The sequence below is a fragment of the Stenotrophomonas sp. genome (genome assembly GCF_032056425.1).
In the GTDB taxonomy this organism is placed as follows: Bacteria; Pseudomonadota; Gammaproteobacteria; order Xanthomonadales; family Xanthomonadaceae; genus Stenotrophomonas.
In genome coordinates, this window is record NZ_DAMBCN010000002.1 from 149111 (window position 1) to 164775 (window position 15665).

Consider the following 15665-nt stretch of genomic DNA (forward strand, 5'->3'; position numbering starts at 1 on the left):
GTGGTGATGGGGTCAGAGGCCTTTCTGCAGGAAAGGGCTCTGACCCCCGGGCACAAAAAAGACGCCCCTGTCTCCAGGGGCGTCTGCAGTCGCGTCATGACTGTTGTGCTGCGGTATTGCGTATTACTGCTGCACGAAGCCGATCTTCTTCATCTGAGCATTCTTCGCGGCGGCCAGAACCTTGGCCATCACGTCGTACTCGGAATCCGGGCTTGCGTCGATACGCAGTTCGGGCTGGTTGGTCGGGTCACGCTGGACCTCCTGTTCCATCCGCTGCTGCAGATCGTGCGTGCTGATCGGGCTGTTGTTCCACGAGACCTGGTTGCTGGCGTCGATCTTCAGTTCGATCGGCGGCGGCGGTTCGACCAGCTGCGGCGGTGGGTTGAGCACGCGCTGCGGCAGGTCCACGGCGATCGGATAGGTCATGATCGGCGCGGTCACGATGAAGATGATCAGCAGAACCAACATCACGTCCACCAGGGGCGTCACGTTGATGTCAGCCATGGGGCCTTTGCCACCACCACTACTGAATGCCATGGCTTATTGCCCCTTTTCTTTGGTCGCGACGAAGCCGACGTCCAGCATGCCCTGTTCCTGCGCGACCTTGGTCAGGTCGTTGATGACGCGCATCTTGGTGGTGCGGTCACCACGCAGGTTCAGCGGCGGCTGCGGGGTCTGCTGGGCGGCGGTCGCCAGGCGCGACTCGAGAGTCTGCTTGGTGATTTCCTCGTCGTTCCAGTAGATCGAACCGTCTTCCTTGACTGCCAAGGTGATGGGGCCCTTGCGGTCGTTGGTGTCGTCCGGCTTCTGGACCAGATTGGCCTCCGGCAGATCCACCTTGACCTTGTGGGACATCAGGGGCGCCGTGATGATGAAGATGATCAGCAGCACCAGCATCACGTCCACGAGGGGCGTAACGTTGATGTCGGCCATGGGGCCGCCGCTGTTACCACTACTGAAAGCCATAACGGGCTCCGTCTAGATCGTGTTGACTACGTTCTCGCTGGGTACAGCGCGTCGCAATTAGCGGACGCGCGAACCGGTGGCGAAGAAGTCGTGCAGGTCGTGCGCGAAGGTATCGAACTTGCTGATGGTCGCGCTGTTGATCTTGCTGAAGAAGTTGAAGGCGAACACGGCCGGGATTGCGACGAACAGACCGATCGCGGTCATGATCAGCGCTTCACCCACCGGGCCGGCAACGGCGTCGATCGAAGCGGAGCCGGTGGCACCGATCTTGATCAGCGCGCCGTAGATGCCCCACACGGTACCCAGCAGACCGACGAACGGAGCGGTTGCACCGACGGTGGCCAGCAGGGTCATACCCGACTGCAGCTTGTTGCTTTCGCGGGTGACGGCCTGGCGCAGGGCGCGGTCGACGAACTCCGAACGGCTCAGGTTTTCACCCAGGCCACCGGTGGCGCCGCCTTCAGCGCGCTGGTGGTGGGCAGCCGCCTGCGCAGCGTCCAGGGCGATCTTCGAGAACGGCTCCGAAGCCGGCTGTTCTTCCATCGCACGGATGGCGTCCTGCGCGTTCGGGGTATCCCAGAACAGGCTGACGACGCGGTCAGCAGCGCTCTTCAGGCGGGTAGCGCGGAAGATGTTGATGACGGTCCAGTACCAGGACATGGCCGACATGACGACCAGGGTCAGCAGCACGACCCAGGAAACGGCGAAATCACCCGGCTTGGTGGTCATTTCGTGGATCAGGTGCTCGAAGCCCATCTGCGACAGGGCGTTGGACGGATTGCCCCCGGCAGCAGCGGCGATGAAAATTTCCTGCAGCATGACGCTTACCTTTGTTGTGTGTGGTGATAAAGGGTGTAGCTAAGCTAGACAATCGAACCGGAGGAGGGGGTGGCCGCAGCCACCCGCTCGCATCAGTTCAGCGCAAAGTTGACCGGGACGCGGACGCGACCAGCAGCCTTCTTACCGCCAGATTCAGCGGCGTTGAAACGCCACTTGCGCGCGGCTTCCATCGCAGCACGGTCCAGGTCGCGGTTACGGCTGGACTTTTCCACCGTGACATTGGTGACGTTGCCGTTGGCATCGACATCAATGATCAGGATCACTTCGCCCTGGATACCAGCGCGGAAAGCGGCCGGCGGGTAGCGCGGCGGATTCATGGCCTTCGACGAGATGTCGACGCTGGCCTCGATCGTCGTCGGCGGTGCCGGCGGCGCCGGAGGCGACGGCGGGGTGACGATATCGCTCGGGCGCGGCTCCGGCACATCGACGACCGGCGCCTGCGGCGGCGGCGGGACGGGCGAGGGCTTCGGCGGCGACAGATTCTTCACCGGCGGCGGCGGAGTATCCTGCGGCGGCGGCGGCGGCGGCGGCGGCGGCGGTGGCGGCGGCGCGTCGACGATGGTCACCATGACGTTGCGCTCCTTCTCGGCCACGGCCTTGGGGGCCACAGCGGGGATCAGGAGCATCATGAAGGCGGCCAGATGCAGGGCGATTACAAACGCGATACCGACGATGCGAGGCCAGCTCAGCCCCTTGTCATCGGGTTGTTCGTACCGGTGAACGACTAGTTGTTCCGTCATGCGCCAAGAGCTCAATAGTGGGGCCGGAGTCCCGGGGGGCGGGATCCCTGATCAGCGGTGCATGACACCGCAGGAACCTCCAAGCTTATACCAATCCTGAGCGCCTGCGCATTAATCTCGCAGGCATTCAGGCGTTATTCCTACTTACTTCAGGTTGATGATTTTCTTGGCATCAGCCTGGTTCTTCACACCCTTCGCCAGCGCCTGCTGGGCGGCCTGCTTGGCCTCCGGAATGCGACCTTCGGCATGCAGGACACGTGCCAGGTTCAGGTAGGTCTCACCGTCCTTGGACAGCGGGGCAGCCTTCTGCCACGCCTCGATCGCCTGCGGGACCTGGTCGGAGTAGTAGTAGGACTGGGCCAGCGCCAGGTAAACCTGGTAGTCCGGCTTCAGGATGCCCTTCTGCAACCCTTCGTTGATGACCGCGATGACGTCCTTTTCCTTGTTCTCGGTGTTGGCATAGATCGAGTACAGCTGCTTGTACTCGCGCTCTTCGGTGAGCTGGCCGCTGCTGCGCAGCTTGTCCATCACCGCGGCGGCCTTGGGCATCTGGTCGGCCTGCATGTACATGTTGGCCAGGTTCAGCTGCGCCTTCTTGTCGTTCGGATTCTTCGCCGCCAGCGCTTCAGCGGTCTTCACCGCTTCGCCGGTCTGGCCGGCTTCGGCCAGGGAGGCCATCAGCAGCTGGTTCCAGTTGTCCTTCGGCTCAGGCGAAGCGGCAATGGCCTGCTGCAGAACCGGAATCGCTTCCTGGTAACGCTCCAGCTGGTACAGCGCCTGGCCCTTGGCGATCAGCTCTTCCGGCTTGGTCGACTTGCTCTCGGCGAAGTACTTGTCCAGGGTGGCCAGGCCTTCAGCGGTCTGGTCTTCCTGCAGCTGCAGCTGGCCCAGCATCAGCATGGACTGGAAGTGGCCGTTGTTGTCCAGGCCGTTGAGCTCCAGCGCCTGCTTCAGGTAGCCGACGGCAGCGGGGGTGTCATCGCTCTGGTAGGCGGCCTGCGACGCCAGCTGCGCAGCCAACGACTTGTCGTAGTTGTTCGACGCGCTGTTGCCCAAGATCTCGCCGGCAACCTGCAGGGTCTCCGGGAACTTCTGATCGTTGTAGCTGTCAATCAGCTTCTGCAGCTGCTTGCCCATCTTCGCCGACGCCTTTTCCTTCGGCTCCTCACGGGTGGCGTTCGGGTACAGGACTTCGGCCTTGGCCTGCTTGCCGCCGCGGTTGCCACGCTCGGACGAACGCGAGGACTGCGCGAACGCATCGGTGACCACAGCGCCGGTCAGGGCAGTGGCGATCAGGACGGAAAGCACAGCTTTGTGGTTACGGAAAATCATCGTTCACCTCGATCGAACCGCCCGGAGCGGCAAAGTCGGACTGTCAGAAAAATCTGAGCCGCCAAACGTATCAGAAACGGATGGCATGAGAAATCGTTTTATGTGCTGCAGTACAGCATGAATCTGCGCACTCACCCACACTTTGGCCGGCGTCCAGCGGCTTGGGCCTGCTGGTAAACCGGCGCCAGGGCGGGGGCATCACGCTGCAGTTCACGAATACGGTTGGCCGGGTCGGGGTGGGTCGACAGCCATTGCGGGCTGCGTCCGCCACTGGCGGCCATCATGTTCTGCCACAGATCCACGGCCTGGGCGGGGTTGAAGCCGGCTTGGGCCATCAATCGCTGGCCGATCACGTCGGCCTCGCTTTCCTGGGTGCGCGAACCCGGCAGCAGAAATGCTGCCTGCGCGCCCATGCCACCCAGCTGGTTCACGGTGCTGGCGGCGCCGTCGCCACCGTAAGCGCCAGCCAGAGCCCCCAGCACGGCCAAGCCGGTCTGCGCGCCCATCTGCCGGGTGATGCGCTCTTCGTGGTGGCGGGCGATCACGTGGCCGATCTCATGGCCAATGACGGCGGCCAGCTGATCCTGGTTCTTGGCTACGGTGAAAATGCCCGAGTTCACACCCACCTTGCCGCCGGGCAGGGCAAAGGCGTTGGGTTCCTTGTCGACGAACACGGCCGTCTCCCACCGTACGCCACGGTATTGATCGGGCAGCTGGGCGACCAGCGCATTGACCACGCACTGCACGTAGCCGTTCTGGCGACCGTCGGTGCTGATCTTTTCCTTCTGCTTGGTTTCGGCGAACGCCTGCGCGCCCAGCTGATCGAGCTGGGCCTGCGAAACGCCCCCCACCATCTGTCGACGGCCGGTGGGCGAGGTGGTGGTTGCGCAGGACGCAACCAGCAACGTGATGAGCAGGGCGAGCAGCAGTGATTTCATGGAATCCCCCGTGTTCATGCAGGCAGTGTGTACCGGGCCTGCTTAATCTTTCGTCAAGCGGGCGCGGCGTTACGTCGCGCCGAAAAACACCAGCGCAGCCAGCGCCACAGCGTTGTTCAGGCCGTGCGCCGCAATGGCCGCCCACAGCGTCCCGGTGCGCTTGTACAGCCAGCAGAACGCAGCGCCCATGCCGCCATAGACCAACCACAGCTGAGCGATTTCGGCCGGCCCATTGTCGCTGGTGCCAGGGACTTCATGGATCAGGGCAAAGGCCAGGCTGCTCAGCAGGATGCCCAACCCGGGGCGGCCGGCCTGCCACAGGCGCCCGAACAGGACGCGGCGGAACAGCAGTTCTTCATAGGCCGGGGCCAGCACCACCGCAAACAAGGTCAGGAATACCGGGAACTGGGCCACCGCGGTCTGCATCAGGTGCAGGTTGGTGGGCACCGGTTCCACACCCAGCTGCTTGGCGAGGAAGGCGATGCCATTGCTGCCGATCACGATCGCCGTCGCCACCAGCAGGGTCCAGCCCCAGGTGGCGGGACGACGCAGGGCCTGCAGCGATTGTTGACGTTCAGCCGCATGGGCGGGCCGCCGCCAGAAATACAGCAGCAGGGCAGCGCCGCCGGTGGCCACCAGCGCTATCAGCACCTGCGCCAACGCACCGGGCTGGCCGAGCTGGGCAGCCAGCGCACCGGCGTCGGCGGCTTCGCCACCGGCTTTGGCATTGGCAACGCTGATCGACACGGTGCGTACCAGCCCCCAGACCATGCCACTGATCAGGCTGAGCCCGAACAGCACGACCGCGGCAATGCCCACATCGATGAAGAAGCCGGCCAGCGGCGAGGAGGCGCGGGGTGCGGCAGACGCCGGGGGAACCGGCGGCGGTGCGGAAACCGGAGCGGAAGCGGACATCGGGTACCTGTGGTCAAGGGGCGATGGCCGGCGCGCCTCCCCGCGCACCGGCCAGTGGTCGAGTGTGTCAGATATCCAGGTTGGCGACCTTCAACGCGTTGTCTTCGATGAAGTCACGACGCGGCTCAACGACATCGCCCATCAGGGTGCTGAAGATCTGGTCAGCAGCGACCGCGTCCTCGATACGCACCTGCAGCAGGCGACGGGTGTCCGGATTCACTGTGGTATCCCACAGCTGTTCCGGGTTCATTTCACCCAGGCCCTTGAAGCGCTGGATCTGGCGGCCACGCTTGGCCTCATCCAGCAGCCAGTTCTGTGCCTTGGCGAAGCTGTCCACTTCGATGGACTTGGCGCCGCGGGCAATGGTGGCGCCTTCGCGCACCAGGCCATGCAGCAGCTTGGCGGCCTGATGGATGGCGCGCAGTTCGCCGCTTTCGAAGGCCGACAGCGGCAGCACCTGGAGGTGTTCCTCGCCCATGTGGCGGCGGGTGACCAGCACAGCGGCAGAGCGCTCTTCGGTGGCGTCCTGCAGTTCCAGGGTGAACCGCGGGCTGCCCAGGCTGCCCTGGTTGAGCTGCTTGGCCAGTGTGTCCAGACCTTCGCCGGCCGGCGCATTGCGCAGGCTTTCCAGATCCATCGGCACGAAATCGACCAGTGCTTCCAGCAGCAGGCGATCGTAGCGGTGCGCGTTGCGGGCGATGGCATCCTGCGCACCGGCGTAGGCCAGCAGCAGCTTCTCCAGCGCAACACCCTCGATACCGGGTTCGCCGGACGCCGGCACCAGCGAGGCGTTTTCCACCGCGCTGCTGGCCAGGTAGCTGTCCAGTGCCGGATCGTCCTTCAGGTACAGCTCGGTCTTGCCCTGCTTGATCTTGTACAGCGGCGGCAGGCCGATGTAGACGTAACCGCGCTCGATCAGCTCCGGCATCTGGCGGTAGAAGAACGTCAGCAGCAGGGTGCGGATGTGCGCGCCGTCGACGTCGGCGTCGGTCATGATGATGATCTTGTGGTAACGCAGCTTGTCCGGGTTGTACTCGTCGCGGCCGATGCCGGTGCCCAGCGCGGTGATCAGCGTACCGACCTGGTCGGACGACAGCATGCGGTCGAAACGCGCGCGTTCCACGTTGAGGATCTTGCCGCGCAGCGGCAGCACGGCCTGGTTCTTGCGGTTGCGGCCCTGCTTGGCCGAACCACCTGCCGAGTCACCCTCGACGATGAACAGTTCGGACAGCGCCGGATCCTTTTCCTGGCAGTCGGCCAGCTTGCCCGGCAGGCCAGCGATATCCAGCGCGCCCTTGCGACGGGTCAGGTCGCGGGCCTTGCGCGCTGCTTCACGTGCACGCGCGGCATCGACGATCTTGCCGGCGATGGCCTTGGCTTCGTTCGGGTTTTCCTGCAGGAACTCTTCCAGGCGCGCACCGAAGGCGTTTTCCACGGCCGGGCGCACGTCTGAGCTGACCAGCTTTTCCTTGGTCTGGCTGGAGAAGCTCGGGTCGGGCACCTTCACCGACAGCACCGCGATCATGCCTTCGCGCATGTCATCGCCGGTCAGGTTGATCTTGGCCTGCTTGGCGATGCCGTTCTGCTCGATGTAGTTGTTGAGCACACGGGTCAACGCGCCACGGAAGCCGGCCAGGTGGGTGCCGCCATCCTTCTGCGGGATGTTGTTGGTGAAGCAGTACATCGTCTCCTGGTAGGAGTCGGTCCACTGCAGCGCCACGTCCACCACGATGTTGTTGTGCTCGCCGGTCACGGCGATGACGTTCGGGTGCAGCGGGGTCTTCAGCTGCGCCAGATGCTCCACGAAGCTGCGGATGCCGCCTTCGTAGTGGAAATCGTCGCGACGGCCATCGCCGCGCTCATCGGCCAGCACGATCTTGACGCCGGAGTTGAGGAACGACAGTTCGCGCAGACGGCGGGCCAGGATGTCGTAGTGGAATTCCACGTTGTTGTGGAACGCCACCACCGACGGCCAGAAGCGCACGGTGGTGCCGCGCTTGGTGGTCGCACCCAGCTGCTTCAGTGCCGTCACCGCGGCGCCATCGCTGAATTCCTGCTGGTAATGGAACCCGTTCTGGAACACGTCCACCAGCAGCTTCTGCGACAGCGCGTTGACCACGCTGACGCCGACGCCGTGCAGACCACCGGAAACCTTGTAGCTGTTGTCGTCGAACTTGCCGCCGGCGTGCAGCACGGTCATCACCACTTCCGCGGCCGACACCTCGCGGCCAAGCTTGGCGCTCATCTGCTCGTGCTTACCCGTGGGAATGCCGCGGCCGTTGTCCGAGACCGACACAGAACCGTCGGCGTGGATCGTCACCGCCACGTGGTCGGCATGGCCGGCCAGCGCTTCGTCGATGGAGTTGTCGACAACCTCGAACACCATGTGGTGCAGACCGGTGCCGTCATGGACGTCACCGATGTACATGCCAGGACGCTTGCGGACAGCCTCGAGCCCTTCCAGGGCGGTGATGCTGTTGGCGTCGTAGTTGCCGTTGTTTACCGGGGTGTTCTGTTCGTCGGTCATTGCGCTTGCCGTAGGCTCCGCAGGTCGGGCACCACGTGGAGCGGTGCGCCGGGAAAGTAGGGGTACAGCATGAATTATACCAGCCGGGCCTTTGCGGGCCCTGATGTTGCCACTATGGCACAGCCACGATCCGTGCATGTTCCACGTGGAACCGGGTGATCTCGGGCAGATCCACCAGGGCCGCCGGCGTTTCGGTGGCCGTGACAAAGATCTGCGCCGGTCCAGCCAGCAGCCGCTGCAGCACACGGGCCTGATGGGTGCGATCCAGCTCTGAGGCCAGATCATCCAGCGCGATCACCGGCCACTCGCCGCGTTGCTCGGCATAGTCCTCGGCCTGGGCCAACAGGCAGGCCAGCGCCGTCAGCTTGGCCTGGCCACGGGACAGCGCGTCACGACCAGGAATACTGTGGAAATCCACGCTCCAGTCGGCCCGGTGCGGGCCCACCGAGGTGTAACCGGCCTGGCGGTCGCGTTCGCGGGCCAGCAGAAGGGCATCGGCCAGCGGCAGTTCGTGCCGGCGCCAGCCGGGGCTGAGATTCAGGCCCTGGATGCCCAGTTGCGGCGCCAGCTCGGACGCCAGGGCAATTGTCCGCTCCTGCAGCCGCTCCAGGTAGTGCTGGCGTCGGCTGGTCAGGGGTTCACCGGCTTCGGCCAGCTCGTGGTCCCATGTATCCAGCATTCGCGAGGGCCCGCCCTGCTTCAGCAACGCATTACGCTGCTTCAGTGCACGGGAATAGCGGCGCCACAGTGAAAGAAAGTCTGGTTCCACGTGGAACAGGCCCCAATCCAGGAAGCGACGGCGCGGTTCGCCGCCACCACTGACCAACGCGTGGCTGCCGGGCTCAAACGTCACTACCGCCAACGCTGCACAGAGATTGCCCAGCTGGGCAACGTCCTCGCCATCCAATCGGCCCTTCCATTCCTGCCCACTGTGGCGCAGACCGGCCTTTCGCCGGTGAGGCGGGTGGTTGGATCGCTGTTCGTCCCATTCGACGAAGATCTCCAGCGCGTCCTGCCCTTGCTGCACCAGCCCATCGCGCACCCGCCCGCGGAAACTACGGCCATAGGCCATCAGATGCAGTGCCTCCAGCACACTGGTCTTGCCTGCACCGTTGTCGCCGGTCAGCAGGTTCAATCCCGGCAGCGGCGACAGGTCCACCGCACTGAAGCGGCGCAGTTGGTTCAGGGCAAGACGGCGGATCAACATGGGAAGCGGGGGACCATCCGCGCAGGGCGGAAGCAGGGCAGGGAATCCATCAGCTTACTGTATCGGTCAAGAGCGCCGCCGCCAGGCATGGGAGGTGTCTGAACCCCGCGAATTTCTTGAAATCTGCAGCACCTGCCTGGCCTGGCGTGCGCAGAATCCAACGAATCGAGGCCGATCCAGCGCTTCAGAAAGCCTTGCAGGCCTGCCCCCAGCCAACGTGACCTGCCCATTGCTTGAAATCTGAAGGGCAGGGCAGCGGAGCGTTTCACAGATTTCAAGAAATTCACGCAATCAGTTCCACGCTGTCCACAGCGGGACTGTATGACTTATGCACAAGGCATGGGCAATCTGTGGATAAAAAAGCCGGTTTCGGCCACTGGTAAAACTATCCACAGCTTCCCCCCCAGCCCCAGAGCCCGATATACAGGGGGTTTCAGGTGCATAAACCTCTTTTAAAACAAATAGATAAGCTTGTTTTCCACGAAATCTGGCTCTACCAGCACCACCATGCTTTAGATTTATACCCAGATTTAAAAGCTTGGGACGCCCTCAAACGCAGGAAACCGGGCCTGTGGACACTAGCGTCAGCAGATGCCGCTTCTCCTCGCCGAACATGACCAGCGAAGTCAGGGCAGACCTGTGGTCGAAGGATTGACTCCCGATCACCTGGGCCATGTGCGTATCTCATCAACGAAGTGCACACCGTCATCCGTCTGTTCTCGGCAATGCTCCACGTGGAACAAAAAAAAACGCCCGGATCATCCGGGCGTCTTCTTGTTTCACGTGGAACAGGCGCCAGGTCAGAGACGCAGCGGCATCACCACATGGCGCGACTTCTCACTGCTGGACTCACGCACCAGCGCCGAGGAGTTGGAATCGCGCAGCTGGATGATGACCTCTTCGTCGCGCAGCGCGGACAGGGCATCCAGCAGATAGTTCACGTTGAAGCCGATGGCCAGATCGCTGACGGTGGTGTCGGCTTCGATCTCTTCCTGGGCTTCTTCCTGCTCCGGGTTGTGCGCGCTGATCTTCAGGTTGCCCGGCGAGACCTCCACGCGGATACCGCGGTACTTCTCGTTGGACAGGATCGCGGCACGCTGCAGCGAGGCACGCAGCGCTTCGCGGTCCACCTTCACTTCGCGGTCGGCGCCAATCGGAATCACAGCTTCGTAATCCGGGAAGCGGCCATCGATCAGCTTCGAGGTGAAGGTGACATCGTCGCGCTTCACGCGCACGTGGCTGCGGCCGACTTCCAGCTCGATCTCGCGATCGCCGCTTTCCAGCAGACGCTGCAGTTCGGTCACACCCTTGCGCGGCACGATGATCTGGCGCTTGGAACCGCTGGGCTTGGCCAGATCGGTTTCACACAGGGCCAGGCGGTGGCCGTCGGTGGCCACGGTACGCAGGGCATCGCCGCGCAGATCGAACAGCAGGCCGTTGAGGTAGTAGCGCACGTCCTGCTGGGCCATCGCGAACGCGGTGCGTTCGATCAGTTCCTTCAGCGTCGCTTCGCCAATGGCCACGCGCTCGGTGGCTTCCACTTCGTCCACCGACGGGAAGTCGTTGGAGGGCAGGGTGGCCAGGGTGAAGCGGCTGCGGCCGGCCTGCACGGTGATCTTGTCACCGGTCTGCGAGACGGTGATCCGGCTGCCGTCGGGCAGGGCGCGGATGATCTCGAACAGCTTGCGGGCGGGAATGGTGGTTTCGCCGTCCTGGGCATCTTCAACCGCGATCCGCGACACCATCTCCACTTCCAGGTCGGTACCGGTCAGCGACAGCTGGCCGTTCTGCACCTGGACCAGGAAATTGGCCAGAACCGGAAGGGTCTGGCGGCGTTCGACCACGTTGACGACCTGTGCCAACGGCTTGAGAAAGGCTTCGCGCTGCAGTGTGAAACGCATGTGGTTCCGTGCCCCTATGCTTTAAAAAAATGTGGAATAAATCAAAAGCTTGGTGGTGCTGGTAGAGACAGAATTGCTGGAAAACAACCCTAAGTCTTTGTAATAAAAGGATTTTTATACCGCGAAACCCTCTGCATTACCGACCCCCAAGGGGTGGGGAAAGCTGTGGATAAATCTGCCGCGATTTCAAACCGCTTTTTTATCCACAACTCATCCCGCGCTTGCTACCGGATTCTGCACCGTTTTGTGCGATGACGCCTTATCGGCGTCGGTGCATCATTCGCTCAGCTTCCGGATCAGCTTGTCCCAGTCCTCGCGGAGCTTGCCGTCGGTTTCCATCAGGGTGCGGATCTGACGGCAGGCATGCAGCACCGTGGTGTGATCGCGACCGGCAAACGCGTCGCCGATCTCGGGCAGGCTGTGTTCGGTCAGCTCCTTGGTCAGGGCCATGGCGACCTGACGGGGGCGGGCCAGCGAACGGGTCCGACGCTTGGACAGCAGATCCTTGATCTGCAGCCCGTAGTAGTCGGCCACGGTTTTCTGGATGTTGGGAATGCTGATCGCCTGCTGCTGGGCGCGCAGCAGATCGCGCAGGGTTTCCTGGGCGAATTCAGTGGTGATCGCGCGGCCGGTGAAATTGGCGCGGGCGGTCAGGGTATTGAGCGCACCTTCCAGGTCGCGCACGTTGGAGCGCATCTTCTTGGCAATCAGGAACGCAACATCATCGGGAATCTCCGCGCCGCGCTCGCGTGCCTTGGCCAGCACGATCGCTGCGCGCGTCTCGAAGTCCGGCGGTTCGATCGCGACGGACAGGCCCCAGGCAAGCCGCGACTTCAGGCGCGCTTCCAGGCCTTCCACTTCGCGCGGGTACCGGTCGCAGGTCAGGATGATCTGCTGCTTGCCGTCGAACAGCGCGTTGAAGGTGTGGAAGAACTCTTCCTGGGTGCGGTCCTTGCCGGCGAAGAACTGGATGTCATCGATCAGCAGCGCGTCCACCTGCTGGAACTGGCGCTTGAACTGATCCATGGTCTTTTCCTGCAGGGCCCGGATCATCGCGCTGAAGAACTGTTCCGAACGCAGATAGAGCACCTTCGCACCCGGATTGGCCTGGCGCATGGCATTGCCGGCGGCAAACATCAGGTGGGTCTTGCCCAGGCCGGTGCCCCCGTACAGCAGCAGCGGATTGTGCGCGCGGTCGCCCGGCTTCTGCGCCGCCTGGAACGCCGCGGCCAGACCCAGCTGGTTGCTGCGGCCTTCCACGAAGTTGGCAAACGTGTAGTGGTTGTCCAGGTTGCCGGCGAACGGCACCTGCGGTTCTGCTGCCACGGCCGCTGCCGGGCTCGAAACCGGCGCGTTCTGCGTGTCCGAGGGCCGCGGGCGCGAGCCGATTTCAAGAAAAACGTCGCTGAAACCGGCGAAATGGGCCAGCAGCTCGCGGATGCGCGCCAGGTACAGTTCGCGTACCTGGTCGACGATGAAGGCGTTCGGTGCATACAGCACCAGGCTGTCCACGCGCAGATCGGCCTGCAGCGGCTTCAACCAGGTGTGAACGTCTTCCGGCGGGAACTCCGCTTCAAGGCGTTCGAGACTTCGGGTCCAGGCATCCATCGGCAATAATCGTCCGGTGGCCGGTGGATAGGCGCGACAACGCGCCCAGACACAGGCCGGAAAGGGGGAAATGGATGGCTCAGACTACCACCGCGCGCGCGCCTTCGGAATGGTTGTCCCCCACTTATTCACAAAAACATCCACAGCTATTGCACAGGCCGGTGAATTCGCGTAGTCAACAGGGGTTGACGGGAGGGGGGCGACCTCTCTAGAATTTCCGGTTCTTTCCCGTCCCATTCATACGAGAGGCCCACATGGCCACCAAGCGCACCTACCAGCCCAGCAACCTCAAGCGTAAGCGCGACCACGGCTTCCGTGCCCGTATGAAGACCGCTGACGGCCGCAAGATCCTGTCGCGTCGCCGCGCCAAGGGCCGCAAAGTCCTGAGCGCCTGATTGACATGCCGCTCACCGCGGCAGACGCAATCCCTTCGACAGTGAATACTGCAGACCCGCGCAAGCGATTCCCTCGCTCTGCGCGGGTTCGCACGCGTGCCGAATATTCAACGGTCTTCAACGGCGCCCGCCGTGTGTCCGATCCGCTGATGACCCTGCACTGGCTGCCGGCTGACCGGCCGGCCAGGCTGGGTCTGGCGGTTTCCCGCAAGGTCGATCCGAACGCCGTGGGGCGTAACCGGATCAAGCGCGTCCTGCGCGACATCCTGCGTCAGACACGTACCGATATCCAGCCAGGCGACTTCGTCGTCGTGGCCCGTAATGCTGCGCGTTCTGCCAGCAACGACGACATCCGCCAGGCCTTCCTGCGCCTGCTGCGGCGCCTGCGCGCATTGCCCGCGCCGGGCGTGGACGGCACAATGCCGCCGCCTGATGGCATCGCAACTCCCTCTTTGACCGAGCCGGCATCGCGTTCCGGCCCCGCTGAGCCTGCCCGCTGATGAACCAGACCCGCGTATTCCTCATTTTTGCCTGGCTGATGGTGGCCGTGCTGCTGTGGATGGAGTGGAGCCGTGAAACGGCCGCCCCGACCCCGGCCCCGACCAGCAGCTCGGCCCCGGCCGCTGCACAGAGCGTTCCGGGCGCGACCCCGGGCAGCATTCCCAGTGCACAGGTTCCCGGCGCACCGGGCCAGGCTGCCGCGACCCAGGCCCAGGCCAGCGCGACCCCGGCTGCCCAGCGCGTCACCGTCACCACCGACGTGCTGCGCCTGGTGCTCGACGGCGGCCGCGTGCTGGACGCCGAGCTGCTGCAGTTCCCGCAGAGCAAGGATGAAGGCAGCCCGCCGGTTCGCCTGCTGACCGAAGACCCCGCGCACCCCTACAGCGCGATCAGTGGCTGGGCCAGCGAAGACAAAAGCACCCCGGTGCCCGGCGCCGACGGCTTCAAGCTGGTCGGTGATACCCGCGACTTCGTGCTGGCCGACGGCCAGAACGAACTGCAGATCCCGTTCGAATGGACCGCCAACGGCGTGACCATCAAGCGCACCCTGACCGTCTCGCGCAACGAGTACGCCGTGCGCTTCAAGGATGAAGTGGTCAATGCCGGCGCCGCGCCGTGGAACGGCTACGTCTACCGCACCCTGGACCGCACGCCGACCATCCTGTCGCGCAGCATGACCAACCCGGACTCGTTCAGCTTCAATGGCGCGACCTGGTATGACAACGACAAGAAGTACCAGCGCCGTGCGTTCAAGGACTACCTGGAAGATGGTGCGCTGAACCAGAACATCACCGGCGGCTGGCTGGCGATGCTGCAGCACCACTTCTTCACCGCGTGGATTCCGCAGAAGGACCAGACCGCCCACTACGTGCTGTCGCAGGTGGCCGGTCGTGATCTGATCGAAGCGCGTGGCCCGGCCTTCACCGTGGCCCCGGGCCAGTCCACCAGCACCGAGGCCCGCCTGTGGGTGGGCCCGAAGCTGGTGAACCAGATCGCCAAGGAAGACGTGCCGGGCCTGGACCGCGTGGTCGACTACAGCCGCTTCTCGATGATGGCGGTGATCGGCCAGGGCCTGTTCTGGGTGCTGAACCAGGTGCACAAGCTGGTGGGCAACTGGGGCTGGGCGATTGTGGGTCTGGTAGTGCTGCTGAAGCTGGTGCTGTACCCGCTGTCGGCCACCCAGTACAAGAGCGGTGCGAAGATGCGCCGCTTCCAGCCGCGCATCGCGCAGCTGAAGGAACGCTATGGCGATGACCGCCAGAAGTTCCAGACCGCGATGATGGAGCTGTACAAGAAGGAAAAGATCAATCCGATGGGCGGCTGCCTGCCGATCCTGATCCAGATGCCGATCTTCTTCGCCCTGTACTGGGTGCTGGTGGAATCGGTCGAACTGCGCCAGGCACCCTGGTTCGGCTGGATCCAGGATCTGACCGCACGCGACCCGTACTTCATCCTGCCGGTCATCAACGTGGCGGTGATGTGGTTCACCCAGAAGCTGACCCCGGCACCGGGCATGGACCCGATGCAGCAGAAGATGATGCAGTTCATGCCGCTGGTGTTCGGCGTCATGATGGCCTTCATGCCGTCCGGCCTGGTGCTGTACTGGGTGGTGAACGGCGGGCTGGGCCTGCTGCAGCAGTGGTGGATGACCAAGCGCCACGGCAGCGAGCCGGTGGCCGCCAGCACCGCCCCGGCCCCGGTCAAGAAGAAATAATCCGACCCGGCCCAAACGACGCAGAAGCCCGCCGCAAGGCGGGCTTCTCGCATGCGGGGCGTAGAATCGCCCGCACACCGC

Annotated in this window: 14 protein-coding genes; 3 read left to right on the plus strand and 11 right to left on the minus strand. The window is 63.7% G+C overall.

Features of this window, described 5'->3' with window-relative positions; all coding sequences use genetic code 11:
- Positions 1 to 123 precede the first annotated feature (123 nt).
- The 11 genes from RTY46_RS02140 to dnaA form a co-directional block, all read right to left on the minus strand.
- Positions 124 to 537, minus strand: a complete 414-nt coding sequence (locus tag RTY46_RS02140) for a biopolymer transporter ExbD (protein ID WP_312706456.1) — start codon at positions 535 to 537, stop codon at positions 124 to 126.
- Positions 538 to 540: 3 nt separating this feature from the next.
- A complete protein-coding gene (locus RTY46_RS02145; RefSeq protein ID WP_312706457.1) occupies positions 541 to 966 on the minus strand; it encodes a biopolymer transporter ExbD in 426 nt (141 codons plus the stop codon).
- Positions 967 to 1023: 57 nt separating this feature from the next.
- A complete protein-coding gene (gene exbB, locus RTY46_RS02150; protein WP_108747910.1) occupies positions 1024 to 1785 on the minus strand; it encodes a TonB-system energizer ExbB in 762 nt (253 codons plus the stop codon).
- A gap of 92 nt (positions 1786 to 1877) precedes the next feature.
- Entirely contained in the window at positions 1878 to 2435 is a 558-nt protein-coding gene (locus RTY46_RS02155; protein ID WP_312706568.1) for a TonB family protein, read from the minus strand.
- A gap of 255 nt (positions 2436 to 2690) precedes the next feature.
- The gene (locus RTY46_RS02160) at positions 2691 to 3878 is read right to left on the minus strand and encodes a tetratricopeptide repeat protein (RefSeq protein ID WP_312706458.1); all 1188 of its coding nucleotides are present in this window, start codon (positions 3876 to 3878) and stop codon (positions 2691 to 2693) included.
- Between the two features lie 131 nt (positions 3879 to 4009).
- Positions 4010 to 4816 (minus strand): M48 family metallopeptidase, encoded by an 807-nt coding sequence (locus RTY46_RS02165; RefSeq protein ID WP_312706459.1) that lies wholly within the window; start codon positions 4814 to 4816, stop codon positions 4010 to 4012.
- Between the two features lie 69 nt (positions 4817 to 4885).
- Positions 4886 to 5731 (minus strand): CPBP family intramembrane glutamic endopeptidase, encoded by an 846-nt coding sequence (locus RTY46_RS02170; RefSeq protein WP_312706460.1) that lies wholly within the window; start codon positions 5729 to 5731, stop codon positions 4886 to 4888.
- Positions 5732 to 5798: 67 nt separating this feature from the next.
- Entirely contained in the window at positions 5799 to 8258 is a 2460-nt protein-coding gene (gene gyrB, locus RTY46_RS02175) for a DNA topoisomerase (ATP-hydrolyzing) subunit B (RefSeq protein WP_312706461.1), read from the minus strand.
- Between the two features lie 112 nt (positions 8259 to 8370).
- The gene (gene recF / locus RTY46_RS02180; RefSeq protein ID WP_312706462.1) at positions 8371 to 9465 is read right to left on the minus strand and encodes a DNA replication/repair protein RecF; all 1095 of its coding nucleotides are present in this window, start codon (positions 9463 to 9465) and stop codon (positions 8371 to 8373) included.
- 800 nt (positions 9466 to 10265) lie between these two features.
- Positions 10266 to 11366 (minus strand): DNA polymerase III subunit beta, encoded by a 1101-nt coding sequence (dnaN, locus tag RTY46_RS02185; RefSeq protein ID WP_005411731.1) that lies wholly within the window; start codon positions 11364 to 11366, stop codon positions 10266 to 10268.
- Positions 11367 to 11642: 276 nt separating this feature from the next.
- Complete coding sequence (gene dnaA, locus RTY46_RS02190) at positions 11643 to 12974, minus strand: chromosomal replication initiator protein DnaA (RefSeq protein WP_312706463.1); 1332 nt, start codon at positions 12972 to 12974, stop codon at positions 11643 to 11645.
- A gap of 254 nt (positions 12975 to 13228) precedes the next feature.
- Here dnaA and rpmH point away from each other — a divergent pair, with 254 nt between their 5' ends.
- The 3 genes from rpmH to yidC are packed head-to-tail and all read left to right on the plus strand — an operon-like array spanning position 13229 to position 15584.
- The gene (rpmH, locus tag RTY46_RS02195) at positions 13229 to 13369 is read left to right on the plus strand and encodes a 50S ribosomal protein L34 (RefSeq protein WP_005411729.1); all 141 of its coding nucleotides are present in this window, start codon (positions 13229 to 13231) and stop codon (positions 13367 to 13369) included.
- Between the two features lie 5 nt (positions 13370 to 13374).
- Positions 13375 to 13869 carry a ribonuclease P protein component gene (gene rnpA, locus RTY46_RS02200; RefSeq protein ID WP_312706464.1) on the plus strand — a complete coding sequence of 165 codons (495 nt, stop codon included), beginning with the start codon at positions 13375 to 13377 and terminating at the stop codon, positions 13867 to 13869.
- Positions 13869 to 15584, plus strand: coding sequence for a membrane protein insertase YidC (yidC, locus tag RTY46_RS02205; RefSeq protein ID WP_312706465.1), 1716 nt, complete (start codon positions 13869 to 13871; stop codon positions 15582 to 15584). Before rnpA ends, yidC begins: the two co-directional genes overlap by 1 nt.
- The last annotated feature ends 81 nt before the right edge of the window (positions 15585 to 15665 follow it).